Consider the following 24,550-nt stretch of genomic DNA (forward strand, 5'->3'; position numbering starts at 1 on the left):
CTAGCTGTGCCAGCTCAGCACTTCGCCGGCACCCTGCATCATGACCGTTCCCGGCATCACCCGCAGCCGGTATGGCGTCAGCCGCAGCGCGGCGAATTCCGGCGAAGTCGGCCCTTCGCTCCACTGCGGGATGATGCGCGGGTCGTAGCCCACGGGCGCCGGGCCGTTGGCGAACTTGTCCCAGACCTGCGTGCAGGTTTCGTCGTCGGTGTACCACTCGACGAGGCAGTCGGCCGAGCACGTGTCATGGCTCGTCGTCCAGTAACTCACGGACACATACGGATTCACTGCGAGGTGGGCGCGCTTGACCGGGCTCGGCACCGTCGCGACCCAGCCGAACAGATCGGTGCCGTCCCACTCCCAGATCGGGTGCAGGATGCGGGTGCGGGGCCGGCCGTCGGCGTCGACGGTGGCCACGGAGGCCCACACGATTGCATGGGCCATGTCGACGAAAGCGGGCGCAGTCTGGTCCAACGAAGTCACGCCTGCCACCCTAGGTGGGCCGCACTGCGAGCGGCGTGAGTGCTCGCCGCTATTTATCGTCGTTGCCGTAGACCGGCTTCCCTTCGTCGTCGACCCAATCGTTGACCATGGTTCCGGAAACGGTCCCCCCACTGCCCGGCAGCGTCGTCGTAGGACGGTCGTCCTCGTACGCTTCCATGATCTTCTTGGCCTTCTGCCGATGCTCGTCGGTGATTTCGGGAGCCTCGGTACTGCGGTTCTCTTCGGTGTCCTGCTGTTCTGCGTCCATGGATATCGGGCTGCCCCGAAATGTGACGTACCAAACAGTGCACCGACCTCAGCGTCGCGTGCGGCCGGCATGCAGCCGGGCGTTCTCGGCCCTGAGGTGGACGTTGTCGGATTCCAGTTCGCTGTTGCGTCGTTCGAGTGTCAAGATCTGGGCGATTCCGGCGATGTTCACGCCTTCGCCGACGAGTTCGGCGATCCGTCGCAGCCGTACAAGATCATCGTCGCTGTAACGACGGGTCCCACCGCCGGTGCGTGCCGGAGTCAGCAGCCCGCGCCGCTCGTACAGCCGCAGCGTTTGGGGGTCGAGCCCGGTCAACTCGGCGACCACCGAGATGGCGTACACGCCCCGGGCGGACCGCTCGCCTGAATCAATGGACACTGAGTCGCCTTCTTCTTTTACACCCGGTTGGGCCTTGCACCCACCTTAATCCAGTGCTATAAGAAAACTATGTCGACAGACACAGATCTGTCGACACCGCGGCGAAACGCCTACTCCTGCATGTGGATTCGACAGCATCCGGGAAGGAGGTGAGCGAGTTGGCGGCTTTGACCCGACAGCCCTCTGCCGTGCTCGACGAGGCGGCGGCGATCGTGGAGGCCGAGTGGAAACGCCTTGTGCACGAGAGGGATTCAGGGAAGGGCCCGGCGGTTGTCGCGGAGATGCCCGTCAGCCGCCGACCGCGCCGTCGCGCCGGTCTCCGCACCGCGATCCTTCGACCGGTTACAACACGGCCACCGCGGGCACGCAACGGACCGGGGTGGCGAGAACTCGCACAGCAGGTGTGGGCAACTCAGCGCTCACCTCCGGCGTGTTCGTCAGACCTCGAATTTCCCTGTGAGTCAAGGAGTGATGCACCTGGAGCAATGACTGCTGATCTCGACCCGCGTGAGCCCAGTTATGCGACATGATGCGACATCGGCCGACTCGAGCCTGCGCATATCGCCACTGACGGTGGCACAGATCGGTGGGCTACACGCGCAACCCGGGGCGGCCGAGCTCTGGGTGCCATCCCTTCTCGGCCGCCCCGATTTTCTCGGAAACGCCCGGTGAAGGTGGCTGTCAGCCTGCCGACTCTGCGCGGTAGCGCTCGACGAACTGCTCGTACCCACAGGTCGCGGCCAGCTCCAGTTCGCCTTCGCGATCGGCTTCCTCCAATTCGTGCATCCATCGTCGCAGTAGGTCAACCCCCTCGCGACCGGCACGGCCGCCGGCGAGCAGACCGAGCCGGCGGATGTAGTGGTCGGCCAGCGCCAGCCGGTGAACGGCGGCGACCACATCGATGGCCTCGCCTGCCCACAACCGGGCCACCCTGCGATATGCGGTGATCTCGCCGGCAGGCAGACCGGCGCCGGCCAAACCGGACCGGGCGTCGGCCACCTCACCGAGCAGACGCCGCAGCCCGGCTTTCAGACTCTCACGCACCGTGTGCAGCTGCGTTTCGAACGACCCGCCGGCGACCACGCCGTCGGATGTCGCGGCGTGGAGACCCGAGCCGACGTCGATCGGCAGCCAGTCGCCGAAACTGTCGAACCACAACGCCAGTTCACCGATCGCCACGTTGAGCTCGGCGCGGTGCTCCTCGAGGTGCGCGGCGTACTTGTCGTAGGCATTGGCGCGCAACAACGCTGACGCCTGGGCAACCTGGTACGCCAGCGCGCCGTGCGCGGCAACCACTGCCGACACGTGATCTCGTGGCGTTCTGCTGCTATGCATCGTCAGCCGTGTTCCGCCCCTTGGTTTTCGGTGTCCGTCGACGTGATTGTGCACCCTGCGGTCGAGCAGAGCACCGGCAGCCGGTCACCACAGCGGCGCGACTGCGCACACATGTCCAAGGCACGCCGCACCCCTCGTTGGCGCAGTCGGCTCAAACACGCCATAATTGGCACTCGTCGGATGAGAGTGCTAACGCCGCTGCGACAACCGTGAAGGAGGTAAATCCATGAGCGGCAACGACTTCGCCAATTCCAACGAAGCCATCGAACCGCTGCGCATCGTGCTCGTCGCACCCCCCTACTTCGACGTTCCACCCAAGGGTTACGGAGGTACCGAGGCCGTCGTCGCCGATCTGGCAGACGCTCTGGTCAAACGCGGGCACCGCGTCACCCTGCTCGGTGCCGGTGAGCCCGGCACCGCGGCGTCGTTCAAGCCGCTGTGGCGCCAAACCATGGCCGATCGGCTCGGGCAGCCCTATCCCGAGATCATGCATGCACTCAAAGTCCGCCGCGCGATCGAACACATCGCTTCGACCGACGGCGTCGACCTGATCCACGACCACACGTTCGCAGGCCCGTTGAACACGCCCGCGTACCGGAACCTCGGGTTGCCCACCCTCGTCACGGTGCATGGCCCGATCGACGACGACCTCTACCCCTACTACCGCGAACTCGGCGACGATGTCGGCCTGATCGCGATCAGCGATCGGCAACGCGAGCTGGCTCCCGATCTCAATTGGGTTGGGCGCGTGCACAATGCGTTGCGGATCGACGACTGGCCGTTCCGGTCCGACAAAGGCGACTACGCGTTGTTCCTCGGCCGCTACGCCCCCTACAAAGGGGCCCACCTCGCACTGCAGGCCGCACATGAGGCCGGCATGCCCCTGGTGCTGGCAGGCAAGTGCAGTGAGCCGTCGGAACAGGCTTACTTCGACGAGCAGGTACGGCCGCTGCTCACCGAGAACGATCATGTCTTCGGACAAGCCGACGCCGTCAGCAAGCGCAAGCTCCTGGCCGGTGCACGCTGCCTGCTGTTCCCGATCCAATGGGAGGAGCCGTTCGGCATGGTGATGATCGAGGCGATGGCGTGCGGCACGCCGGTGGTGGCGCTGCGCGGCGGCGCGGTGCCCGAGGTCGTCGTCGACGGCGTGACCGGTGTGCTCTGTGACCGGCCCGAAGAGCTCGCCACGGCCATCGACAAGGCACAGGCGCTGGATCCGGCGGCCTGCAGACGTCACGTGGCCGCCCACTTCGCCGTCGGCCAGTTCGGATCCGGGTACGAGCGCATCTACCGCTCGGTGCTGGGCGCACCGCAGCCGATCACCCTGCGCCAGATCGTCGAGCCCGGAATGCCGGAACGGGCCAGCGCATGAGCGCTCCCAACGCACTCAACAGCGGCGAGCCAGCCGGCATCGGGTTCGACGGCGACACAGTGACTTTGGTGGAAGGCGCCAGTTTCTGCCTGTCTGATCGGCACGGCGACGTGACGGCGGGCTGCTCGCACGGACTGTTCTTCCGCGACGCGCGGGTGCTGTCCCGGTGGGAGCTCCGTGTCGACGGCCGCCCGCCGGAACCGCTGTCGGTACAGATTCCGGAAGCGTTTGCCGCCCAGTTCATCTCCCGTCGCGCTCCCCGTGCCGGGCTGGCCGACAGCACGCTGCTCGTGGTCCGGGAGCGGTTGGTGGCCGACGGGATGCGCGAAACCATCACGTTGCACAACCTCGACGGTGAGAGCACCGTCGTGACCCTCGAACTGCACGCCGACGCTGATTTCGCCGACCTGTTCGCCGTCAAGGAAGGCCGCGCACCGGTGCGCGGCGCCGAGCTCACGGTCGTCAACGACGAACTCGTCCTGCACGACCGCGCCGACTACATCCGCGGGTTGACCGTGACGGCCACCGGAGACCCTGCCGTGCTGCCCGGTTCGTTCACCTGGCGCGTCGTCGTCGGCCCCCACGAACGCTGGCAAGTCGACGTGGTCGTGCAGCCGACGCTGGCCAATCAGAGCGTCAAGAGCCGGTTCCGCAGTGGCGAACAGCTGGAGTCGAGTGCGCCCGCTCAGAAGATGGAGGCATGGCGCGACACCGCGACCAACGTCGAAGCCGACCACGCCACCCTCGCAGAGGTGTTGCGGCGCACCGAAAGTGACCTCGGGGCGCTGTTGATCCACGACGAGACCGGCGACGGCCGACCGTTTGTCGCGGCGGGCGCGCCGTGGTACATGACCCTGTTCGGCCGGGACAGCCTGCTCACGGCATGGATGGCGCTGCCGCTGGACTGCGGGCTTTCGGTGGGCACGCTGCAGCGGCTCGCCGAGGTGCAGGGCCGCCGGATCGATCCGATCACCGAGGAACAGCCCGGCCGGATACTGCACGAAATCCGGCGCGGACCGGCCAGCGAAGACGTTCTCGGTGGGACCGTGTATTACGGGGCGGTCGACGCGACACCGCTGTTCGTGATGCTGCTGGCCGAGAGCTGGCGATGGGGCGCCGATGAGGGATCCGTGCGTTCCCTGCTACCGGCGGCCGATGCGGCGCTGATGTGGGCGACGCGATTCGGCGACCGCGACGGCGACGGGTTCATCGAGTATCAGCGTGCGACCGACCGCGGGCTGATCAACCAAGGCTGGAAGGACAGCTTCGACGGCATCAACGACGCGACCGGACGCACCGCCGAGCCACCGATCGCGCTGTGCGAAGTCCAGGGTTATCACTACGCGGCGCTGCTGGCACGTGCCGAGCTGGCCGAGGCCTTCGACGACGCCGCGCTCGCGCAGCGCCTCCGTGACCGGGCTCGAACCCTGCGCAGCCAGTTCCTCGACGCCTTCTGGCTGGACGACAAGGGCTGGTACGCAATCGCACTCGATGCCCGAAAGCGGCCGGTCGATGCACTGACCAGCAATGTGGGCCACTGTTTGTGGACCGGCATCGCCACCGACGAACACGCCGCCGCGATCATCGACCGGCTGTCCGACACCGAGATGAATTCGGGGTTCGGTTTGCGCACCCTCGCGACCACGATGGGCGCCTACAACCCGATGAGCTACCACAACGGCTCGGTGTGGCCGCACGATACGGCGATCGCCATCGCCGGCCTCATGCGCTACCGGCACGTACCGGGGGCCGTGCAATTGGCCGAACAGCTCGCGGCCGGTCTGCTCGATGCCGCCGATGCGTTCGGCGGTCGGCTACCCGAGCTGTATTGCGGGTTCCCGCGAACCGAATTCCCGTCGCCGGTGCCCTACCCCACGTCGTGCTCGCCACAGGCGTGGGCCAGCGCTGCCCCGCTGCTACTCGTCCGCGCGTTCCTCGGCTTGGATCCGCATGTGCCGAAGCGCCAGATCGAAGTGTCGCCCGCACTGCCCCAGGACTGGGGGCGCCTGGCGTTGACCGATCTGCGATTGGGCAACGTTGTCGTCAACATCGACGCATACGGCCATGACGTCAAGGTCAGCGGCGTGCCCGACGACTGGGACGTGGTCACCGCGCCGCGCTGAAACCGTCAGGCGGGTACGGCGCGCAGCGACACCGGCAGGCTGGGCAGGAAGTGCCGGGTGGCGAATGCCCGGATGTCGTCTGCGGTGTCGAGTGGCTGGACGCTCGGGAGCAGCAGGACCATCGCCGCATAGCGCAGGATCGTGTCGGCGAGGTCGTTGACGGTCTGCTCACCGATCTTGTCGGCGAATCCGGGCGGGAAGATCACCCGCAGCGCGGCGGCCATGCGTTCGACCGCCGCGCCGTAGTGACGGTGCATCAGCTCCATCACCAGAGCCGGTTCGTCGCCGATCATCTGGTTGAGCACGCGGTGCCTGCGGAACCGCAGGATCGACAGCGTGAACGCTTCGACGTAGTAGTTCGACTGTGGCCCTGCGGCTTTCAGCTCGTTGGCGATATCGGCGAACAGCGCCACATTCTCGCGCTCGATCACCGCACCGACAAGTTCGTCGCGGTTGGCGAACCTGCGGTAGATCGTGGTGCGACTGACCCCGGCGCGTCGCGCGACGTCATCGAGCGCGACCCGGCGAAAGCCGTGCCGTTCGAACTCGACGAGTGCGGCGTCGAGGATGGCCTCACTGGCGGTGTCAGCCCCTGGCATAGCCCTTTTGCGCGAATTTGTTGTAGCGCACACTCATCGGCAGATGATCCCACACCCAGTTCACCGGGCGGGACCTCCAAAACGCGGCGAACCGTTGATAGTTGCGTTCCTGCCGCTCGGTCCACGGTAGTTCGAGCAGGTCGCGGGCGCGGGGCGGCAGGCCGCCGGTGGTCAGGAACGCCGCGACCGGGTTGAACACGAACGCGATGACCCGCCAGACCGCCGGATGCACCGCCTTCGGGCACGGGAAGCCCTTGGTCACGTAGCCGACGCCGTAGCGCGCGGACTTGTGCGGCACGGCCACCTCGTCCATCATCCGGTCCCAGTACTGCACGAACTCGGCGTAGGTGGCCGGCATCGGGCGGTCACTGACGCCGTAGCGCCGGTACCACGTCTTGGACTCCAGGTAGATCTGTTCCTTCTCGGCGTCGGTCAGGCGCTTGACGAAGGTGTCGGCGAAGTAGAGCACCTGCTCGACGAATGTCGCGTGGGCCCAGAAGTAGGTCTCGGGATCCAGTGCGTGGTAGCGGCCGCCGTCGGGCATGTCACCTTTGACGTGATGGTGGAAATCGCGCACCTGGGTGCCCGCGTTGTCGTCGTCACTGCCGTACACCGTGCGGAAGATGGGCGGGATCGTGCGCTTGAGCCGCTCGGCGGTGTCGGAGAAGAACGTCGAGTGGTCGAGCACGCCCTGGCCCAACTCGGCGAGCATGTTCTGCAGCACCGCGGGGCGCGGCCCGATCAGGTACATGCGGTTGTCGCCGAAGTACTTCCACACCAAGGATTCCGGGCCCAACGGCAGGGCGTCGAGCTGCTGCGGCTGCTCAGCCAGTTCAGTCATGGACACAGTGTTACAGATTTTGCACTTTGTACCACCAGGAGTGTGACGACACTCACCCCCACGTCAACGGGTCGAGGTCGAGGTAGTACGTGAGCCGGTCGTCGTCGATAGGCGCCGGGTACTCCGCGGCCAGAAGCGCGGCCGCTTCGGCAGCGAACCCGGGGAACGTGTCAGCGGTGTTCGCCAGCAGCAACGCCAGATCGGCATGCCGGTCGGCGCGGCCGAGGCGGCCGAGGTCGATGAAGCCGGCCACCGCCGCGTCGTCCACGAGGATGTTGGGCAGGCACAGGTCCCCGTGGCAGACGACCAGATCGTGCGCCTCCTGCGTTCGCCGCACTGCGGCGTCGCGCTCGACCCGCGCCAGCAGCTCTGTCGCGGGAACGGCCCGGTCTTCGTCGGGCAGAAAGTCGGGGTTCACCGCGTCGGCGGCCACGACCCGGCGCGCCCGCGCCAGCATCGAGTCGAGTTCGCGACGGTAGGGGCAGGCGTGGGCCGGAACGTCGTGCAACGCGCGTACCGCGGCGACGATCGACGGCCACGCGGCGCGCAGCCCCGCTTCGGTCAGCCGATCCGCGGGCACCCCGGCCACCGCGGTGGTGACGAGGTAGGCGCCACCGCCGTCGGTGACACCCCAGTCGATCACGGCCGGTGCGGGAATCCCGTGCTCGTTCGCCCAGGAGACCCGGTCCCGCTCGGCGGCGAGGTCGGCTACCTCGGCCGCGGCGACCATCTTGGCGTAACGCGTGCCGTCGGGGCTGCGGAACACCCCGGCGCCGGACTCACCGTGGGTGACGGGCAGCCAGTCGAACATCCTCAGCGTCGCAGCCGGGCGATGCCCAGCACGGCCAGCACGCCGGCGGCGATCGCCAGCAACAGCGACAGCACCAGAAGCGGCGCGTAGTAGGTGACCGATGTGGTGGCCGGTTCGCCCGCCAGCACGGGCGCGACCTCGATCGTGGAGCCGGCCGCCAGCCAGCTCAGCACGCAGCCGACGGCCGCCAGGAGCGCGACCACGAGTTCGATGACGGCGCGACGCTTCACGGTGTCCGCTCCTCGACGAGCGCGCTGAGGGCTTCGCGCAGACGGCGGTGCTTGCGCGCCCAGGCCTGGGCCGAGCGGTCGCCGGTGAGCTTGAGGCCGATCCCGGTGCGGCCCCTCGGAACCCCGGTCAGTTCGCCGAGTGCGCGGAACGACTGCCACTTCAGCGCTTCCGACCCGGTGGCCTCGGGATAGATCCGCACGATCTCGTCGATCGAGATCCGTTCGGTGCCCTGCCGCAGCGTCTGAGCCGTGAGCTCGACCGAGGTGTGGATGCGGGCCGCCTTGATCTGGATCGCGATGAACCCCGATACGAGCACGAGGAACGCCAATGGAATCCACAGGTCGTGGCCGTATCCGCCGGTTCGCTGCAGGATCGCCATGCTGATGCCGGCGGCAGGCCCGGCCAGCAGCCACGCCCAGCTCGCACCCTGCTCGTAGAACAGCACCTCGGGCGCCTGCGCTCCGCTCTGTCCCTCGGCCTCAGTCAACATCTCTCCTCGGCTTCGGCAGCGCGTTCAGGATCGTCCCGATGATCAGCAGGACCACCCCGAACAGGGTGAGGATGTGCACCACGCCGAACCGTGCCGTCAACGCCACGATCACCACGATCGCGAGCGACAACGCGATCGCGGCCCGGCGGAAGCGGGGATCGCCGCTGCGGCTGCGCCCGGCCAGGAATGCCATCCCGATGCCGGCGAGCGCGGTCAGCACACCGGTGCCGCGGAACACGAGCGTGTCGAGGCCGGGCAACGAAACCGATGCCGCGATCATCCCGCCGACCATCAACAACACCGCGGCGACCAGCCAGAAGCAGAACCCGACCGTCGTGACGAGCGAGCGCTGTGGCGGCGGCGGTGAAGACGGCGTTGAGGTCGGCATTGTCGGCAAAGCCTAGCGAATCAGCGCGTGAAGTATCCGTTCGCGTCCTTGCGGTGCAGCAGATAGATCCCGCCGACGATCAGTACCGACCCGACGATCGCCGTGACGGCATACGCGACCGCGACGGCGGCCGGCCGGTCCCCGGACAGCAGGCTGCTGACGGCATGTACGACCGAAACCGCACCGCCGCTGGTCAACAAGGTCCGTGCCCACCGATAGCCCTGCCGCAGCAGCACCAGGAAAGCCCCGACGATCGAGGCCAGGACCACCATGAACATCACCGAGAAGACGATCAGGAGCAGCCGCTGATCTCCGCGGGCCCCGGTGACGACGTCGAGCAGATAGCCGATCACCAGCAGCGGCAGCGCGACGGCCCACAACCAGAAACCGGTGTCGACGTCTTCGGGGCGGGGGCCCGGACGCTCGTCGGGCTCCCTGCGCTGTTCGGTCACGGGTTCGGTCACGCGAGCCAGCCGGCGACCTCGGCGGCCCAGTACGTCAGCACGACGTCGGCCCCGGCCCGCCGAATACCGACCAGTGATTCGAGCGCGGCCGCCTGGAGGTCGATCCAGCCGTTGGCCGCGGCGGCACTGATCATCGAGTACTCGCCCGAGATCTGATAGGCCGCGACCGGAACCGGCGATATGTCGGCTGCGGCCCGGACCACGTCCAGATAGCTCATGGCGGGTTTGACCATCACGATGTCGGCACCCTCGTCGAGGTCGAGCTCGATCTCGTGGACCGCTTCGCGGATGTTGCCCGGATCCTGTTGGTAGGTGCGACGATCGCCGACGAGGCTCGACGACACGGCTTCGCGGAATGGGCCGTAGAACGCGGAGGCGAACTTCGCGGCGTAGGCCAGGATGGCCACATCGGTGTGCCCGGCGGCATCGAGTCCGTCGCGGATGGCAGCCACCTGACCGTCCATCATCCCGCTCGGGCCGACCACGTGTGCGCCCGATTCCGCCTGTGCCACAGCGAGTTTCACGTACTGAAGATTGGTGGCGTCGTTGTCCACACGGCCGCGCGCGTCGACGATGCCGCAATGCCCGTGATCGGTGAACTCGTCCAGGCACGTGTCGGCCATCAGCACCGTCGCGTCGCCGAGGTCTTTCGCGAGGTCGCGCAGCGCCACGTTGAGGATGCCGTCGGCGTCCACCCCCGCAGACCCGGTGGCGTCCTTGTCCTCGTCGCGTGGCACGCCGAACAGCATGAGGCCACCGACTCCGGAGTCGACCGCGTCAGCCGCGGCCCGCCGCAGCGAATCGCGGGTGTGCTGAACCACGCCCGGCATCGAGTTGATGGGCCGCGGTTCGTCGATACCGTCCGCCACGAACATCGGCAGAACCAAATGCCTTGGCTCCAACGAGGTTTGGGCCACCAGCCGGCGCATCGCCGGAGTGGACCGCAACCGGCGCGGACGGTGTCTCGGATAGGACACGGTAAAGCCTCCGCATCTTCGGCGTTAGCGTCGACGGCTCTTCTTACGCGGCGGCGGCAACGCACCCTCGGCACGCAGCCGGGCGGCATGCTCGGCGAGCGCCTCGACCAACGGTCCGACCGCGGCCGTTTCCGGCTGGACGTCGACCCGCAGCCCGAATTCGGCTGCCGTCTCAGCGGTTTTCGGGCCGATGCAGGCGACGATGGTACGAGCGTGTGGCTTGCCCGCGATGCCGACGAGGTTGCGCACCGTCGAACTCGACGTGAAGCAGACCGCGTCGAACCCACCGGTCTTGATCATCTCGCGGGTGTGCGCCGGCGGCGGGGCCGCCCGCACCGTGCGGTACGCGGTGACATCCTCGATCTCCCACCCGCGCTCGCGCAGACCTTCGGCCAGCGTCTCGGTGGCGATGTCGGCACGCGGCAGCAGCACGCGGTTGACCGGATCGAAAACCTCGTCGTAGGGCGGGAATTCGTCCAGCAGGCCGAGCGACGACTGCTCACCGGACGGCACCAGCTCGGGGTTGATCCCGAACGCGCGCACCTTGTCCGCGGTGGCCTGGCCGACGCAGGCGATCTTGACCCCGGAGAACGCACGTGCGTCCAGGCCGAACTCGTTGAACTTCTCCCACACCGCGCGAACGGCGTTGGTCGATGTGAACACCACCCACTGGAACCGGCCGTCGACCAGACCCTTGACCGCGCGCTCCATCTGCGCGGGGCTGCGCGGCGGCTCGACGGCGATGGTCGGCACCTCGATCGGCAGTGCGCCGTGGCCCACCAGTCGATCGCTCATCTCGCCGGCCTGGTCCTTGGTGCGCGGCACCAGGACGGTCCAGCCGTACAGCGCGCGGCTCTCCCACCAGTTGAGCTTGGCGCGGTTGGCCACGGTCTTGCCGATCGTGACCACCAGGGGCCCGGCCAGCGGTCCGGCGGGCTCGCTGCCGGCCAGGGTGGCCTTGTCGATCAGGCCGCTCAGCGTGGTCTCGACCGAACGCTGCTGGCACGTGGTGCCGTTGGCGGTGACGACCGCGGGGGTGTTTTCCACCAAACCGTGCTCGATGAGGGTGCGCGCGGCGTCCGGCAGGTGCGAGGCCGTCGCGTGCAGGATCAGCGGGCCCGGCGCGGCGGCCAGCGCCGCCCAGTCGACGTCACCGCGGACGTCGGCGACGGTGTGCGACGAACCCAGCGGCAGGCCGGCGTACGTCGGCACCGCCGTCGTGTCGGGCAACCCGGGCACGATCTCGAAGTTCAGGTGTGTCTTGGCCAGCGCGCCGATCTCGGTGATCACCGCGTCGACCGACAGCGGGTCACCGGCGACCAACCGCACGACGTCGTAACCGTGGCGGGCCTCGCCGGCCAGCGTCTTGGCCACCTCGGCAGGATCGCCGAGGGCGGGCCGCACCTCGGGTCCGCCCGGGATCACGGCGGGCTGCTCGGCCTCCGGCGTGGCGGCGTCGGCCCCGCCCGCGGGCTTGGCCGGACCGGACGCCGGGGGCAGATCGGTGCCGACGAGGGCCAGCACCGCTTCGGGGACATCGGGATCGGTGAACACCAACTCGGCGTGCGCCAGCACAGCTTGTGCCCGCGCGGTCAGCAGTCCCGGGTCTCCCGGGCCTGAACCCACGAAGGTGATGCGACCGGGCTTCACCTTGCGGCCTCGCGCCCGAACCGGGTGGTCGGCGCCGCCGTGCACTACGTTGTCGGCACCGCGGGCTGCGTTGTCGGCACCGCCGACGCGGGCTGCGTTGTCGGCTCCGCCGACGCGGGCAGCATTGTCGGCACTACCGACGGTGTCCTGCCGGGTCATTTCTCACTCCCACGCTCTTCCAACAGCTCGCGTGCGCCCAGTTCGAAGAGCTCCGCGGCCACCGAGACACCAAGGTCAGCGGCCCGCTCCGGAGTTCCGATGCCGGACGCACGGATCACGTCGGATCCGTCCAGCGTCGCTGCGCAGCCGCGCAACGACAGCTCTTCGAAGACGTTGCCGTCCTCATCGATGGACTCGACCACTTCGGCGATCGCGCCCACCGGTGCGGAACAGCCCGCCTCCAGTTCGGCGAGCAGGACCCGTTCGGCGATGACCGCGGCACGCGTGTCGGCGTCATCCAGCTCCGACAGCACCGCGACCAACTCGGTGTCGCCGGCGCGGCATTCCACCGCGAGCGCACCTTGAGCCGGCGCTGGCAACATCTGCACCGGCTCGAGCGTCTCGGTGACAACGTTCAACCGTCCGATGCGGGCCAAACCCGCCCGGGCGACCACGATGCCGTCGAGATCACCGCTCGTAACCCTGTTCAACCTGGTATCTAGGTTGCCTCTTAGGGGGCGGATTTCCAAACCGAGACCCAGTGCTCTAAGCTGCGCCGCCCGTCGCGGGCTCGACGTGCCGATCACCGAGCCCGCCGGCAACTCCCCCAGCACCAGGCCGTCGCGGGCGACGAGCGCGTCACGAGGGTCTTCACGGCGGGGTATCGCGGCGATGGTGAAGCGCTCATCGCGCGCGGTTGGCAAATCTTTGTAGGAGTGGACGGCCATATCGACGCGGCCGTCGTGGATCGCTTCCCGCAATGCCGCGGTGAACACCCCGACGCCGATGTCGGCGATCGGCCCCTGATTGCGGTCGCCCTCGGTGGTGATGATGACGAGTTCGCAGGGATGCCCCGCGGCCAGCAAGGCGTCTCTGATGGTCCCGGCCTGCGTGGTCGCCAGCAAGCTACCCCGGGTTCCGATCCGGATCGGAGTGTCGCGCGTCCTAGAGGAGTTTGCCAATCTCTACTCAGTCTTATCGAGATCTGTTGCCATGAAAGGCAATTCGCTGGCCGCCACAGCCTCGACGGCCTGCGGGTCGAGTTCGAAGAGCTCGCGCAGCGCCTCGGCGTAGCTATCCCCACCCGGGGCGCTTGCCAGCTGTTTCACCCGCACGGTCGGGGCGTGCAACAACTTGTCGACCACCCTGCGTACGGTCTTCGCGACCTCGTCGCGGTGAGCGGCGTCCAGCCCGGGGAGCCGGTTGTCGAGCCGCAGCAGCTCCGCCTCGACCACGTCGGCCGCCCGTTGCCGCAGCGCGGTCACGGTCGGGGTGACCTCGGCCATGCGTTGCCCGGCGAGGTAGTTGGCAACCTCGGTGGCAACGATGGTGCGGGCCGCGTCGGCGTCCGTGGCCGCGGCGCGTGCCGACGGTTCGCGCTGGATGCGGTCCATGTCGACCACCCAGACACCGGGCAAACCGGCCACCGCCGGGTCGACGTCGCGCGGCATGCCGAGGTCACAGATGACCAGTTGGTGCTCGGTGCCCGACGCGTTGCGTTGAGCCAGCGCATGGTGCACGTCGGCCAGCGACACGACGGGGCGCACCGCGCCCGTGCTGCTGACGATGACATCCGCGTCGGCCAGTGCCTGCGGCAGGTGTTCCAGCGCCACCGCGTCGGCCACGATGCCTTGTTCGGTCAGGTTTTCCGCGAGCCGTCGCGCCCGCGGCAGGGAACGGTTGACCACGTGCACCCGCTCGACACCCGCCCGGACGAGGTGGGCCCCGGCGAGCGCGCCCATCGACCCGGCTCCGACCACGGCCGCGGTACGGCCGGCGAGCCCGCCGCTGAGTTTCGCCTCGGCCATGCCCAACGCCACGGAGACCACCGACGCGCCCGCGGCGTCGATACCGGTCTCGGAATGCACGCGCTTGCCGACGGAGAGCGCCCGCTGCGCCAGCTCGTGCAGGGTGCGGCCCACGGTGTGGTTGGCCTCCGCCGATGCATAGGCCCGGCGAACCTGGCCCAGCACCTGCGCTTCACCGATGACCGCCGAATCCAGACCGCTTGTCACCGCGAACAGATGCTCGACGGCGGCTTCCGCGTAGCGGACGTATGCGTATTTGGTGAGGTCGTTGAGCCCCATGCCGGAGTGTTCGGAGAGCACCTGCCCGATCACCGAGAGACCGCCGTGGAACGCCTCGACAACCGCGTACACCTCGACGCGGTTGCATGTGGACAGCACCATGGCCTCGGTGACCAATGACGATTGGAGCACCTGGTCGATGATCTTGGCCTGCTCGGCCTCGTCGGTGCTCAGCTGTTCGAGAACAGACACCGGCGCGCTGCGGTGCGAAACCCCGAATAGCAGCACACTCACGGCTTCATCACCACGTCAACCAAGGTAATCGTTTCCCTGCCCGGCCACCAAATTTCACCTAGTGATCTATGCCGTCGGCGAGGTCGCTGCGCAACTGCTGCTCATCGACCTCCCAGTAACTGTGTTGGGTTCCGTTCAGCAAAATGACGGGCAACAGATCGCCGAACTCGGCCCGCAAGGCCGGGTCGCCCGCGGCGGCCTCGACGTCGACATCGGTGGTGACCAGCTCGAACCCGAGCTCGTCGCGCAATGCGGCCAGTTGCTCCGCGGCTCGCGCGCACAGGCTGCACCCAGCCCTGGTCAGCAACGTCACGGTGTGCCGATCCGCCGGACCGGACTGCTGGGGCTCCACGCCGCCAGTATCCCGCCACCGTGACTTAGGGTGAATTCGTGTCCGAATCCGGTAGTGCCGATGCGCCCGCTCAGGAACTCGGCGGCGAGGCCAGCGCCGAAGCAGCGGTCACCGATCTGGCCGCCGACCTCGAAGCCGACGCGTCCGCCGGCCCCAGCGCGCCGCCGCCCGACCTGACCGCGGCGGCGTTCTTCGACGTCGACAACACGCTGGTGCACGGTTCGTCGCTCGTGCACTTCGCGCGCGGCCTGGCCGCCCGCAAGTACTTCACCTATTCCGACATCCTCGGCATCGTCTACGCACAGGCCAAGTTCCAGTTCACCGGCAAGGAGAACAGCGACGACGTGGCGGCGGGCCGCCGCAAGGCCCTGGCCTTCATCGAGGGCCGGTCGACCGCCGAACTCGTCGAGCTCGGCGAGGAGATCTACGACCAGATCATCGCCGACAAGATCTGGCCGGGCACCCGGGCGCTCGCGCAGATGCACCTCGACGCGGGCCAGCAGGTCTGGCTGGTCACCGCGACGCCCTACGAGCTGGCCGCCACGATCGCCAAGCGGCTGGGGCTGACCGGCGCGCTCGGCACCGTCGCGGAATCCGTCGACGGGGTGTTCACGGGCCGGCTGGTGGGCGACATCCTGCACGGCACCGGCAAGGCCCACGCGGTGCGCTCGCTGGCCATCCGCGAAGGGCTCAACCTCCGCCGCTGCACGGCCTACTCCGACAGCTTCAACGACGTGCCGATGCTGTCGCTCGTGGGTACCGCCGTGGCGATCAATCCCGACGCGGCGCTGCGCGATGTGGCGCGCGAGCGGGGCTGGGAGATCCGCGATTTCCGCACCGCGCGCAAGGCCGCGCGGATCGGAGTCCCGTCGGCGTTGGCGCTCGGTGCCCTCGGCGGTGCGCTGGCCGCGGTGGCCTCGCGTCGCCACGACATTCGCTGAGCAATCCGGACGCGCTGATAGGCTTCCGCGGCGGGCCGCGAAATGTCGGCACCGGGCGGGCCGCGAAATCGGTGCCGCGGCGGGCCGCACGCACGTGCCCGGCAGCAAGGGACGGTTCATGCGGAGAGCACAGGGAGCAGTACAGGGCACATGAGTATCGCCGCAGACATCATCGGGACTCACTACCGTTACCCCGACTACTTCGAGGTCGGCCGCGAGAAGGTCCGCGAATTCGCCCGCGCGGTCAAGGACGACCACCCGGCCCACTACAGCGACGAGGCCGCCGCGGAGTACGGGCACGACAGCGTGGTGGCGCCGCTGACGTTCCTGGCCGTTGCCGGCCGCCGGGTCCAGCTCGAGCTCTTCGACAAGTTCGACGTCCCGATCAACCTCGAACGGGTGCTGCATCGCGACCAGAAGCTGATCTTCCACCGGCCGATCGTCGTGGGCGACAAGCTGTGGTTCGACTCCTACCTGGATTCGGTGATCGAGTCGCACGGCACCGTGATCTGTGAGATCCGCGCCGAGGTCACCGATGACGACGGCAACCCGATCGCGACCAGCATCGTCACGATGCTCGGCGAGGCGGCTCACCCCGACGAGGCCGACGAGATCAGCTCGCAGATCGCCGCGGCGCGCGACGCCGCGATCGCGCGGATGATTGCTGGGCAAAAGTCCGGGAGCTGACCCACCGCTGCGCGAGCAGTCGCTTGGGTACCGCAGAACTGGTGTTTTCGGGTACCTGCGCGTCTGCTCGCCGAAGAAAGGTGCGGCTAAGACCTCAGCCGAAGAACATGTTCCGGCGGCCCGCCAACAACTGATAGAGCGTGTGCTGGATCGTCTCGCGGACCTGGTCGGTGAGCTCGAACGTGACCATCGGATCGTCGGCCGCGCCCTCTTCGTAGCCCGCGGTGTCGATCGGCTCACCGAACCGGATGTGCCACTTCGACGGCAGCGGGATCATGCCGGCCGGGCCGGCCAACGGGAACAGCGGCGTCACCGGGAAGTACGGCAGGCCGAGCAGCCGGGCCAGCAGCTTCACGTCGGCGATCATCGGGTAGATCTCCTCCGAGCCGACGATCGAGCACGGCACGATCGGGGCCTTGGCCCGCAGCGCTGCCGAAACGAACCCGCCGCGGCCGAATCGCTGCAGCTTGTAGCGGTCCTTGAAGTGCTTGCCGAGGCCTTTGAAACCCTCCGGGAAGACCGCGGTGAGCTCACCGTTCGCCAGCAGCCGGTGCGCGTCGGTCGTGCATGCCATGGTGTGGCCGGCTTTGCGGGCGGCCTGGCCGACCATCGGCAGGTCGAACACCAGATCGGCGGCCAGCAGCCGGAGATGGCGGTGCGAGGGATGGTGGTCGTGCACGGCGACCTGAGCCATGAGTCCGTCGAACGGCAGTACGCCGGCGTGGTTGGCCACCACGAGTGCCGCACCCGTGTCGGGGAGGTTCTCGATGCCGGAGACCTCGACCCGGAACCAGTTCTGGAAGAACACTCTCAGCAAAGGAAGAAAGATAGCGTTGGTGAGGTGCTCGTCGAACCCGAACTCATCGACGGTGTAATCGCCCGCCATGCGTTTGCGCGCGAATTCCGATACGGCCGCAATGGCTTTGGCAAGCTCGGTCGGGCTGTCCTCGACGGGCGGCGCACCCGATGCGGCGCTGCGACGCTGATCGATCTCGCGCACCACCGCGGCGATCTGCTCGGCCGAGGCCCTCGTCCCCGGATCCGCGAGCAGCGAAGGATGTCGACGCGCACTCTCGGTGCGCTGGGCAGCGCGGCGGGTGGCCGATGCACGGCTTGAATTCCCGTGTAGCGGAATGACTTTCGCCTTAGGTTCGCCCGCCACGTCGATACCTTCTCCCCACCCCGGATCGAGTCAGTACTAGTGTCCCCAACGCTGCGCCATCCCCACGGCGCGACTCTCCATTGAGCGTACCCATCGTGGGTCGATGATCGGAGTCAATCCACGACCACGTACATAATCGTCGAAAGCCTCCGCAGTCGTCCACTTCGGATGGTATCCCAGATCGTTGAGCATCCGCGTGGTGTCCATGACCCGGCCGTAGCTCAGGTAGTTCAACTGCTCGCGATCGAGTTCGGTGTAGCGAGTCGCCCGGCTCAGCGAATCGACGACGGACAGCGCCGAACGCGGCACCGGAAGCCGGATCCGACCCGAGCGGCGGATCGCCTGACTCATCATGATGATGCCGGCGGCCCCGATGTTGAAGGTGCCCGCCTTGCCCGCCACGGTGGCGCGTTCGAGCGCGCCGAGCGCGTCCTGTTCGTGCAGCAGTTGCAGCCGGGCATCGTGGCCGACGACCGAGGGCACGACCGGCCCCGCCAGATAGCGCGACAGCGCGGTGTCCATCGCCGGGCCGATCATGTTGGCCAGCCGCAGAATGGTCACCGCGATGTCGGGACGGCGCCGGGCCAGCCCGCGCGCATACCCCTCGATGTCCATGCTGTCGCGGGCGAAACCCTCACCCGGAGGCCGCCGCGCGCTGCTCTCCTCGGTGAACATCACCGGGTCACGCGAGCTGGAGCCGTAGACCTCCGAGGTCGACTTGAGGATCACCCGGCGAACCGACGGCGTCTTCTGGCAGGCCGCGAACAGTTGGATCGCGCCCATCACGTTGAGTTCCTTCAACGTGGCCCGTCCGCCGGACCGCGGCGCGTAGGAGGCCGCCGCGGCATGCACCACGGTGTCGACGTCGCCGTTCCGGATCACCTTGGCGATGAACGGATTGCGGATATCGGCCCGGACGAACTCGGCCCGCCCCATGCGGCGCAGCAGATCCTTGCTCGGTGCGATCGCATCGACGGCGATGACATGGTTGATCAGCGGGTTCTGTGCCAGCCTCGCGGTCAGATAACCGCCGAGAAACCGGCACGCACCCGTGACCAGAACCACTTTCGGGTAGGGCGCCGCGTCCGCGGATTCCGTACCTCCGGCATTGCCGGGGACTCCCGTCGGGCGTCCCCCAGAACGTCCATCAGAATCCATCGGCTCAGCCTAGCGGCCGCGGCTGTCGGCTACTTGCCGAGTTTTCTGCGCTGCACCCGGGTGCGTCGAAGCAGCTTGCGGTGCTTCTTCTTCGACATGCGCTTACGCCGCTTCTTGATGACTGAACCCATAAACCCCGGTGACTCCGCTACCTAGACAGCTAGTTGATTGACCTGGTTACTTTACCCGGGCCTGCCTGGGAAACGGAAAACGCCTGCCTACACCGACGCCCGGTGCCACCGTGCGCCTAGCCCGCGTCGAAGTACGAGGTCTCCAGCAGGTCATGGACAGCCTTGGCGTGCACCCGGAACGATCGGCCCACCCGGACCGCAGGCAACTCGCCGTTGTGCACCAACCGGTACACCGTCATTTTCGAGACCCTCATCAAGCTCGCCACCTCGGCGACCGTCAGAAATTGAGCTCGGGGCTGGCCGTCGCCAGCATCCCGCGCCGATGGCCCGTTCATAGACGTCATCGCAACCCAATCAATCAGGCACGGGCAGTTCCAGCGGCTTCCCCACCGCTGGCACCAACCCGCGCATACAAGGGGAGAATAGCGTGGCAGGTGGGGTTACTGCGACGGGTGTGGGCTAATCCATCGGAATTTCTCTAACTACTCTGATGTAATTCCGAGCTGCTCAGAGCGCGTTTTCGCAGCTTCCACGGCATTCGCGACCGCGGCGCGCAAGCCGCCCCGCTCCAGTTCCCGCAGCCCAGCGGCGGTCGTTCCGGCCGGCGACGTGACGGTGGCGCGCAGCTGCGCCGCGGTGGTGTCCATCGCGGCGCCCCCGGCCTCGTCGACCTCGTCGAGACGTTCGAGCAACATCGCGGCCGAACCGGCCATCGTCTGCACCACCAGATCGGTCGCCACCGCGCGCGAGAGGCCGGACGCGACGGCCGCGTCCACCAAGGCCTCCACCATCAGGAAGAAGTAAGCCGGGCCCGAACCGGACACCGCGGTCACCGCGTCGAGTTGCGATTCGGCGACCGTGATGACCCCGCCGACCGCGTCGAAGATCGCCGAAACCTCCTTGAGTTGCTCGGCGGTGGCGAACCGGCCCGGCGCGAGCGCGCTGACACCGCCGCCCACGACGACCGGCGCGTTGGGCATGACCCGGATCACCGGCGCACCGGCGGGCAGCTTCGACTCGTAGAACGCCGTGCTCACCCCGGCCGCGATCGTGACGAACACTTGCTCGGCGGAATCGGTCTCGGCGCGCGCGGCGGCCTCGGTAACCTCTTCGACGATGCTCGCGACGTCGGCAGGCTTGACGGCGACGATGACGTAGTCGGCGTTCTCGGCCGCATCGACGACCGAGGTGACCCGAACCGAATACTTGTCGGCGAGGTACTTCGCGCGCTCGGGGAACTTCTCCGAGACCACCATGTCCTTGACCTGCCTGCCGGCCCGTAACAGCCCGGACAGCAACGCTTCACCCATGCTGCCGCCGCCGATGATCGCGATTCTCGACATGGCGCACAGCATTACACGACGCGGCGCTAGGAGCCGGGGGCGGGCACCATCGCGAGTTGCCGGGTCTGCACGATGATGCGGCCCTCGCAGTCGACCACGATGTGGTCCTCGTCGAACCAGTCCTGACCGATCTGCACCGAGGTGCACATGACGCGCAGCCACCCGTCGGCCGGCAGCGCCCGCATAAACGCCGTCAGCTGGACCGTGGGCGCCCATCCGGTGCGCTCGACGGCGAATGTCACCGGAGCCGACACGTCGCCGCACAGGAGGGCGAACAGGACGTCGGGAGCGACGCCCTTCGGCCGCACCCAGTACTCGAAGACCGGAGGACCGCCGTCGGTGCGTGGCCCGAGCGTGTGCAGGGCCGGCCGGATGTCACAGCCGTGCGCGAGGTGCACGATGTGCTCCATCGGATGGCCCGGGCCGATCGGTTCCAGGCCGGGCGGCGGCTCCGGTGTCATCAGCGGCACGACCGGGTTGAACGACAACAGCGGCGGCACATGGTGTTCGGGGTCGCCGAGCGTCACCGAAGCCGAAACGGCCGTGCGGTCACCCTGGTTGAGCTCGACGTCGACGACGCTGATGCGGCGGCCGCGTTTGCGTACGGTCGTGACGACCCGCATCGGGCCTGGATCGGGTGCCCACAGGAAATTGCCCGATACCGCGATGGGCTGGGCTCCTCCCCCGGCCTCGGTCCTGGCCGCGTTCGCGCACAGCGCCAGCATGGCCCCGCCGTGCACCTTGGGGCCGATCGTCCAGTGCTCGTTGAGATGGCCGTCATAGACGCCGTCGCCGGCCGCAGTGAGCGCCATGGCGTCGGTGAACAGGGTGGATCCGGGCATGCGGGTATGTCCTCCGGTCAGTGGCAGCCGCGCTCAGCGCAGCAGGTGCTTGCGGGCGAACTGCAGAGATTCGGTCAGCAGCGCTTCGCGCTCGGAGGCGGTGCGCGCACCGGACGTCGTGACCTCGAGGATCACGTGCCCGGCGAAGTTGCCGGTGGCCAGCATCTGGCAGACCTCGGCGGTGGGCTGCGTGCCGCGACCGGGCACCAGGTGCTCGTCGGTTGACGCGCCGTTGCCGTCGCACAGGTGCAGATGCACCAGTCCGTCGCCCATCCGGCGGGCCATGTCCAGCGCGTCGGTGCCCGCCGTCGCGGTGTGGCTCAGATCGAGCGTGTAGTGGGCATGGTTGCCGTCCAGCGGGTCGTAGGACGGCGCGAACGCGGAAATGCCGGGCCCCGGCCTGCCGCCGCGTTTGCGCATGCGCTCGATGGACGTCTGGCCGGCGCCGTAGAACCGGTCGGCCCGGAACGGAAACATGTTCTCCACCGCGACGAGCACGTCGCTGTCCGCTTCGAGGGAAGCCACCTGTTCGGTGAAGCCCTCGGCGTAGCGGCGCTGCCACCGGAACGGCGGGTGGACGACGACGGTCTGCGCGCCCAGCTGCTCGGCGGCCCGCACGCTGCGCTCGAGCTTGGGGATCGGGTTGGCGCCCCAGACCCGCTGCGAGATCAGCAGGCAGGGCGCATGCACCGAGAGCACCGGAACCCCATAACGGGCGGACATAGCGGCTACCGCTTCTACGTCCTGGCTCACCGATTCCGCCCACACCATGAGCTCGACCCCGTCGTAGCCGAGCCGGGCCGCGTATTCGAAGGCAGCCTCGGTCCTCAGTGGGTAGACCGAAGCCGTGGACAGGCCGACCTTGATGGCAGGGCGCACAGGGCGTTGATTCTAATTGTGTACCGGTGTACTAACTCGCCTGCAGTAGCGCCAGAGGTCCGAACGTGACGAGGGCTCCGACCGCGACCGCGGTCAGGGTGCTGCCGATGTCCTCGGTCTTGCGCACCACGCGCACACCACCGGCCAAGCCGAGGATGACCAGCACGCCCAGGATGAGCGCGACGATCGTGTTCCACTTCCACAGCTGATCGAACGCGATGAACAGGCCTGCGCCGAACGCGACCGCGATGATGCACTGCCCGACGATCCACGCGCCGCGCACGAGCGGCGAACCCTCGGCGTCGTCGTCCTCGTCGAGCTCGTCCAGATCGTCGCGGTCGTCGACCGCCGCGGCGGCGACGGTGCTCGCATCGTCGTCGACGTCGTCGTCCACACCGGGACGGCCTTTTCGGGCGAGATCGTCGGCCACCGTTTGGCCGCCGAACAGCGGGCCGATCGAGGACCCGAGGTAGGACTCGCGATCGTCGTCGGTGTCGACGTCGTCATCGGTCGACTCGACGAGCTTGGCCGAGCCCTTGGACGTCGACGCATCGTCGTCGTCCAGATCGTCGAGGGGATCCGGGCTCATCCGCTCCGCGCCGGACCCCGTCGGCGTGTAGTCGCGCGGACCGGAGTACTGCTGGCGGCGCGGGCGCGGACGGAATTCCACGGGCTCCGGGTCGGCGTCGCGCGCCTGCAGGTGCGCGTCGTAATCGGCCTCCACCGGGTCGATCTCGGGCTCGGGTTCCGGCTCGACCTCGGTGCGGGTCGCGGCGCCGTTGCGACCGCTGCGCGCGGGCGGCTCGGCATCGACGGCTGCCACGATGGCGGTGTCGACCAGGGCCGGGTCCGGCTCGCGGCGGGTCTCGGGCTCGCTTCGCGTCTCCGGCGCCGGTTCCTCGTCGGTGACGATCGGGATCTCACCGGTGAGTTCGGCGACGGTCACCGAGTCGCTGTTGCCCCGCCGGCGTCGACGGCGGCCGCCGACGGGCGGTGCGCCGATCGTTCCGTTCTTTGCCAGCAACTCCGCGACCGAGATCGGGCGCGTGCCGGTGTGGCTATCTTCTGGTCCAGTCATCCTGTGTTGCCTTTGGGGCTAGGTATCTCTTATCGTCGGCCATCCCGTGCCGCTGTTCCTACCAGGGCGGTTCCGTCGGCCTCACTGTCGAGTTTCCGCAGGATCAACCCCTCCCGCAGTGCCCAGGGGCAAATGTCGACAGATTCGACCTCCAGTGCTCGCATACTAGCCTCAGCTACCAACGCACCGGCGACGATCTGTGGGGCCCGCTCGGCACTCACCCCTTCCAGTTCAGCACGGTCAGCCGCCGTCATCCTAGAGATGAAAGCTATGAGCTGTCTTAATCCAGTGGCCGTCAACGTCCGTTTGACGCGTGGACCTGCCCCGGAGGGCGCCGCGCCGGTCAACCGGGCCAGCGACCGGAAGGTCTTCGAGGTCGCGACGGCCAGGTCCGGTGGGCCGGGCTTGAGCATCTTCGCCCCGGCGTCGGCCAGCTCGGTCGACAGCCAGTCGCGCAGCATCGCGACCCGGCGCCGGCCCGGCGGATCGTCCGGCAGCCATTCGCGGGTCAGCCGTCCCGCACCGAGCGGTAGCGACAGCGCCACCTCGGGTTCTTCGTCGACGCCGTTCGACAGTTCCAGCGAACCACCGCCGATGTCGATGTTGATGATCCGGCCCGCGCTCCAGCCATACCAGCGGCGAACCGCGAGGAACGTCAGCCTCGACTCGTCGACGCCGCTGAGCACCTGCAGCGAAACGCCGGTTTCGGACCGCACCCTGGCCAGCACGTCCTCGGAGTTAGTGGCATCGCGCACCGCCGAGGTGGCAAACGCCATGAGCTCGGCGCAGCCCGAGCTGGTGGCGATCTTGGCGAACTCGTCGACCGTCTCGACAAGCTTGTCGGCGCCCTTGCGGGTGAGCTTGCCGGAGTTGTCGATGGCCTCGGCCAACCGCAGCGCGGCCTTGGTCGAACTCATCGGGGTCGGATGGCCGCCCCGACGGGCATCCACCACGAGTAGATGCACCGTGTTACTGCCCACGTCGAGCACGCCTAACCGCACGTCCCCAACCTAACGGGTCGCGCGGTCGGTAACGTGGCCGGACCCGGGGTCTGTGGCGCGGCACACCGCACGATTGGGAAATGCCT

The 24,550-nt window shown here is 68.0% G+C and carries 29 protein-coding genes; 4 read left to right on the plus strand and 25 right to left on the minus strand.

The features are described 5' to 3' along the window. The 4 genes from AWC31_RS28230 to AWC31_RS28245 form a co-directional block, all read right to left on the minus strand. Positions 1–444, minus strand: a complete 444-nt coding sequence (locus AWC31_RS28230; RefSeq protein WP_275082236.1) for a pyridoxamine 5'-phosphate oxidase family protein — start codon at positions 442–444, stop codon at positions 1–3. Between the two features lie 88 nt (positions 445–532). After that, a complete protein-coding gene (locus AWC31_RS28235; RefSeq protein ID WP_085147583.1) occupies positions 533–751 on the minus strand; it encodes a hypothetical protein in 219 nt (72 codons plus the stop codon). Positions 752–799: 48 nt separating this feature from the next. Beyond that, positions 800–1,129, minus strand: a complete 330-nt coding sequence (locus AWC31_RS28240) for a MerR family transcriptional regulator (protein ID WP_085147584.1) — start codon at positions 1,127–1,129, stop codon at positions 800–802. Positions 1,130–1,810: 681 nt separating this feature from the next. After that, positions 1,811–2,434, minus strand: coding sequence for a hypothetical protein (locus AWC31_RS28245; RefSeq protein ID WP_234817025.1), 624 nt, complete (start codon positions 2,432–2,434; stop codon positions 1,811–1,813). Positions 2,435–2,690: 256 nt separating this feature from the next. Here AWC31_RS28245 and AWC31_RS28250 point away from each other — a divergent pair, with 256 nt between their 5' ends. Together AWC31_RS28250 and AWC31_RS28255 are read left to right on the plus strand one after the other, a co-directional pair. Further along, positions 2,691–3,836, plus strand: coding sequence for a glycosyltransferase family 4 protein (locus AWC31_RS28250; protein ID WP_067849129.1), 1,146 nt, complete (start codon positions 2,691–2,693; stop codon positions 3,834–3,836). Next, positions 3,833–5,959, plus strand: a complete 2,127-nt coding sequence (locus tag AWC31_RS28255; RefSeq protein ID WP_085147588.1) for an amylo-alpha-1,6-glucosidase — start codon at positions 3,833–3,835, stop codon at positions 5,957–5,959. The genes AWC31_RS28250 and AWC31_RS28255 overlap by 4 nt, the downstream gene beginning before the upstream one ends. Before the next feature lie 5 nt (positions 5,960–5,964). Here the strand turns inward: AWC31_RS28255 and AWC31_RS28260 are convergent, their stop codons facing one another. The 12 genes from AWC31_RS28260 to AWC31_RS28315 all read right to left on the minus strand — a co-directional run bounded on the left by AWC31_RS28260 (position 5,965) and on the right by AWC31_RS28315 (position 15,242). Further along, on the minus strand, positions 5,965–6,558 hold the full coding sequence (locus tag AWC31_RS28260) for a TetR/AcrR family transcriptional regulator (RefSeq protein ID WP_085147590.1): 594 nt from the start codon (positions 6,556–6,558) through the stop codon (positions 5,965–5,967). Beyond that, the gene (locus AWC31_RS28265; protein WP_067849139.1) at positions 6,545–7,399 is read right to left on the minus strand and encodes an oxygenase MpaB family protein; all 855 of its coding nucleotides are present in this window, start codon (positions 7,397–7,399) and stop codon (positions 6,545–6,547) included. The genes AWC31_RS28260 and AWC31_RS28265 overlap by 14 nt, the downstream gene beginning before the upstream one ends. Before the next feature lie 52 nt (positions 7,400–7,451). Beyond that, positions 7,452–8,210, minus strand: a complete 759-nt coding sequence (locus AWC31_RS28270; protein WP_085147592.1) for an APH(3'') family aminoglycoside O-phosphotransferase — start codon at positions 8,208–8,210, stop codon at positions 7,452–7,454. 2 nt (positions 8,211–8,212) lie between these two features. Further along, positions 8,213–8,440 carry a hypothetical protein gene (locus AWC31_RS28275; protein ID WP_067849144.1) on the minus strand — a complete coding sequence of 76 codons (228 nt, stop codon included), beginning with the start codon at positions 8,438–8,440 and terminating at the stop codon, positions 8,213–8,215. Further along, positions 8,437–8,931, minus strand: coding sequence for a transport-regulating membrane protein Mce1N (locus AWC31_RS28280; protein ID WP_085147594.1), 495 nt, complete (start codon positions 8,929–8,931; stop codon positions 8,437–8,439). Before AWC31_RS28280 ends, AWC31_RS28275 begins: the two co-directional genes overlap by 4 nt. Next, positions 8,921–9,319 (minus strand): hypothetical protein, encoded by a 399-nt coding sequence (locus AWC31_RS28285; RefSeq protein WP_067849150.1) that lies wholly within the window; start codon positions 9,317–9,319, stop codon positions 8,921–8,923. The genes AWC31_RS28280 and AWC31_RS28285 overlap by 11 nt, the downstream gene beginning before the upstream one ends. A 20-nt stretch (positions 9,320–9,339) precedes the next feature. Continuing rightward, positions 9,340–9,783: a hypothetical protein gene (locus AWC31_RS28290; protein ID WP_085147596.1), complete on the minus strand. Its 444-nt coding sequence runs from the start codon at positions 9,781–9,783 to the stop codon at positions 9,340–9,342. Then, positions 9,780–10,712 (minus strand): porphobilinogen synthase, encoded by a 933-nt coding sequence (gene hemB / locus AWC31_RS28295; protein ID WP_234817032.1) that lies wholly within the window; start codon positions 10,710–10,712, stop codon positions 9,780–9,782. The genes AWC31_RS28290 and hemB overlap by 4 nt, the downstream gene beginning before the upstream one ends. A 72-nt stretch (positions 10,713–10,784) precedes the next feature. Then, a complete protein-coding gene (locus tag AWC31_RS28300; protein WP_110775306.1) occupies positions 10,785–12,569 on the minus strand; it encodes a bifunctional uroporphyrinogen-III C-methyltransferase/uroporphyrinogen-III synthase in 1,785 nt (594 codons plus the stop codon). Then, on the minus strand, positions 12,566–13,531 hold the full coding sequence (hemC, locus tag AWC31_RS28305; protein WP_085147601.1) for a hydroxymethylbilane synthase: 966 nt from the start codon (positions 13,529–13,531) through the stop codon (positions 12,566–12,568). Before hemC ends, AWC31_RS28300 begins: the two co-directional genes overlap by 4 nt. A 3-nt stretch (positions 13,532–13,534) precedes the next feature. Beyond that, positions 13,535–14,890, minus strand: coding sequence for a glutamyl-tRNA reductase (locus tag AWC31_RS28310; RefSeq protein ID WP_085147603.1), 1,356 nt, complete (start codon positions 14,888–14,890; stop codon positions 13,535–13,537). 58 nt (positions 14,891–14,948) lie between these two features. Beyond that, a complete protein-coding gene (locus AWC31_RS28315; RefSeq protein WP_234790836.1) occupies positions 14,949–15,242 on the minus strand; it encodes a glutaredoxin family protein in 294 nt (97 codons plus the stop codon). Positions 15,243–15,280: 38 nt separating this feature from the next. On the opposite strand from AWC31_RS28315, the gene AWC31_RS28320 reads away from it, so the two are divergent. Then, on the plus strand, positions 15,281–16,183 hold the full coding sequence (locus AWC31_RS28320; protein WP_067849165.1) for an HAD family hydrolase: 903 nt from the start codon (positions 15,281–15,283) through the stop codon (positions 16,181–16,183). Between the two features lie 150 nt (positions 16,184–16,333). Continuing rightward, positions 16,334–16,870: an FAS1-like dehydratase domain-containing protein gene (locus AWC31_RS28325; RefSeq protein WP_067849168.1), complete on the plus strand. Its 537-nt coding sequence runs from the start codon at positions 16,334–16,336 to the stop codon at positions 16,868–16,870. Positions 16,871–16,964: 94 nt separating this feature from the next. On the opposite strand, the gene AWC31_RS28330 is transcribed toward AWC31_RS28325, so the two are convergent. The 9 genes from AWC31_RS28330 to AWC31_RS28370 form a co-directional block, all read right to left on the minus strand. Next, entirely contained in the window at positions 16,965–18,032 is a 1,068-nt protein-coding gene (locus AWC31_RS28330) for a lysophospholipid acyltransferase family protein (protein ID WP_085147605.1), read from the minus strand. 36 nt (positions 18,033–18,068) lie between these two features. Beyond that, complete coding sequence (locus AWC31_RS28335; protein WP_085147607.1) at positions 18,069–19,190, minus strand: SDR family oxidoreductase; 1,122 nt, start codon at positions 19,188–19,190, stop codon at positions 18,069–18,071. Positions 19,191–19,219: 29 nt separating this feature from the next. Beyond that, entirely contained in the window at positions 19,220–19,321 is a 102-nt protein-coding gene (locus tag AWC31_RS28340) for a 30S ribosomal protein bS22 (protein ID WP_003402602.1), read from the minus strand. Positions 19,322–19,437: 116 nt separating this feature from the next. After that, positions 19,438–19,665, minus strand: coding sequence for a cell division/environmental response transcriptional regulator (locus AWC31_RS28345; RefSeq protein WP_014876915.1), 228 nt, complete (start codon positions 19,663–19,665; stop codon positions 19,438–19,440). A 138-nt stretch (positions 19,666–19,803) separates the two neighbouring features. After that, complete coding sequence (gene proC / locus AWC31_RS28350) at positions 19,804–20,664, minus strand: pyrroline-5-carboxylate reductase (protein WP_110775321.1); 861 nt, start codon at positions 20,662–20,664, stop codon at positions 19,804–19,806. 26 nt (positions 20,665–20,690) lie between these two features. Beyond that, positions 20,691–21,506: a thioesterase family protein gene (locus AWC31_RS28355; RefSeq protein WP_085147611.1), complete on the minus strand. Its 816-nt coding sequence runs from the start codon at positions 21,504–21,506 to the stop codon at positions 20,691–20,693. A gap of 33 nt (positions 21,507–21,539) precedes the next feature. Then, entirely contained in the window at positions 21,540–22,385 is an 846-nt protein-coding gene (locus AWC31_RS28360) for a sugar phosphate isomerase/epimerase family protein (RefSeq protein ID WP_067849183.1), read from the minus strand. Between the two features lie 31 nt (positions 22,386–22,416). Continuing rightward, complete coding sequence (locus AWC31_RS28365; protein WP_085147613.1) at positions 22,417–23,463, minus strand: Rv0497 family membrane protein; 1,047 nt, start codon at positions 23,461–23,463, stop codon at positions 22,417–22,419. Positions 23,464–23,492: 29 nt separating this feature from the next. Next, positions 23,493–24,464 (minus strand): Ppx/GppA family phosphatase, encoded by a 972-nt coding sequence (locus AWC31_RS28370; RefSeq protein WP_085147615.1) that lies wholly within the window; start codon positions 24,462–24,464, stop codon positions 23,493–23,495. Positions 24,465–24,550 lie beyond the last annotated feature (86 nt).

The sequence above is a fragment of the Mycolicibacterium wolinskyi genome, assembly GCF_002101965.1.
In the GTDB taxonomy this organism is placed as follows: domain Bacteria; phylum Actinomycetota; class Actinomycetes; order Mycobacteriales; family Mycobacteriaceae; genus Mycobacterium; species Mycobacterium wolinskyi.

Coding starts and splice junctions, on each gene's coding strand:
- AWC31_RS28325 (WP_067849168.1), top strand. CDS start 16,334: ATGAGTATCGCCGCAGACATCATCGGGACTCACTACCGTTACCCCGAC.
- AWC31_RS28255 (WP_085147588.1), top strand. CDS start 3,833: ATGAGCGCTCCCAACGCACTCAACAGCGGCGAGCCAGCCGGCATCGGG.
- AWC31_RS28265 (WP_067849139.1), bottom strand. CDS start 7,399: ATGACTGAACTGGCTGAGCAGCCGCAGCAGCTCGACGCCCTGCCGTTG.
- AWC31_RS28365 (WP_085147613.1), bottom strand. CDS start 23,463: ATGACTGGACCAGAAGATAGCCACACCGGCACGCGCCCGATCTCGGTC.
- AWC31_RS28270 (WP_085147592.1), bottom strand. CDS start 8,210: ATGTTCGACTGGCTGCCCGTCACCCACGGTGAGTCCGGCGCCGGGGTG.
- AWC31_RS28235 (WP_085147583.1), bottom strand. CDS start 751: ATGGACGCAGAACAGCAGGACACCGAAGAGAACCGCAGTACCGAGGCT.
- AWC31_RS28300 (WP_110775306.1), bottom strand. CDS start 12,569: ATGACCCGGCAGGACACCGTCGGTAGTGCCGACAATGCTGCCCGCGTC.
- AWC31_RS28340 (WP_003402602.1), bottom strand. CDS start 19,321: ATGGGTTCAGTCATCAAGAAGCGGCGTAAGCGCATGTCGAAGAAGAAG.
- AWC31_RS28335 (WP_085147607.1), bottom strand. CDS start 19,190: ATGGATTCTGATGGACGTTCTGGGGGACGCCCGACGGGAGTCCCCGGC.
- AWC31_RS28260 (WP_085147590.1), bottom strand. CDS start 6,558: ATGCCAGGGGCTGACACCGCCAGTGAGGCCATCCTCGACGCCGCACTC.
- AWC31_RS28280 (WP_085147594.1), bottom strand. CDS start 8,931: ATGTTGACTGAGGCCGAGGGACAGAGCGGAGCGCAGGCGCCCGAGGTG.
- AWC31_RS28230 (WP_275082236.1), bottom strand. CDS start 444: ATGGCCCATGCAATCGTGTGGGCCTCCGTGGCCACCGTCGACGCCGAC.
- AWC31_RS28250 (WP_067849129.1), top strand. CDS start 2,691: ATGAGCGGCAACGACTTCGCCAATTCCAACGAAGCCATCGAACCGCTG.
- hemB (WP_234817032.1), bottom strand. CDS start 10,712: ATGCGCCGGCTGGTGGCCCAAACCTCGTTGGAGCCAAGGCATTTGGTT.
- AWC31_RS28345 (WP_014876915.1), bottom strand. CDS start 19,665: ATGACGTCTATGAACGGGCCATCGGCGCGGGATGCTGGCGACGGCCAG.
- proC (WP_110775321.1), bottom strand. CDS start 20,664: ATGTCGAGAATCGCGATCATCGGCGGCGGCAGCATGGGTGAAGCGTTG.
- AWC31_RS28285 (WP_067849150.1), bottom strand. CDS start 9,319: ATGCCGACCTCAACGCCGTCTTCACCGCCGCCGCCACAGCGCTCGCTC.
- AWC31_RS28355 (WP_085147611.1), bottom strand. CDS start 21,506: ATGCCCGGATCCACCCTGTTCACCGACGCCATGGCGCTCACTGCGGCC.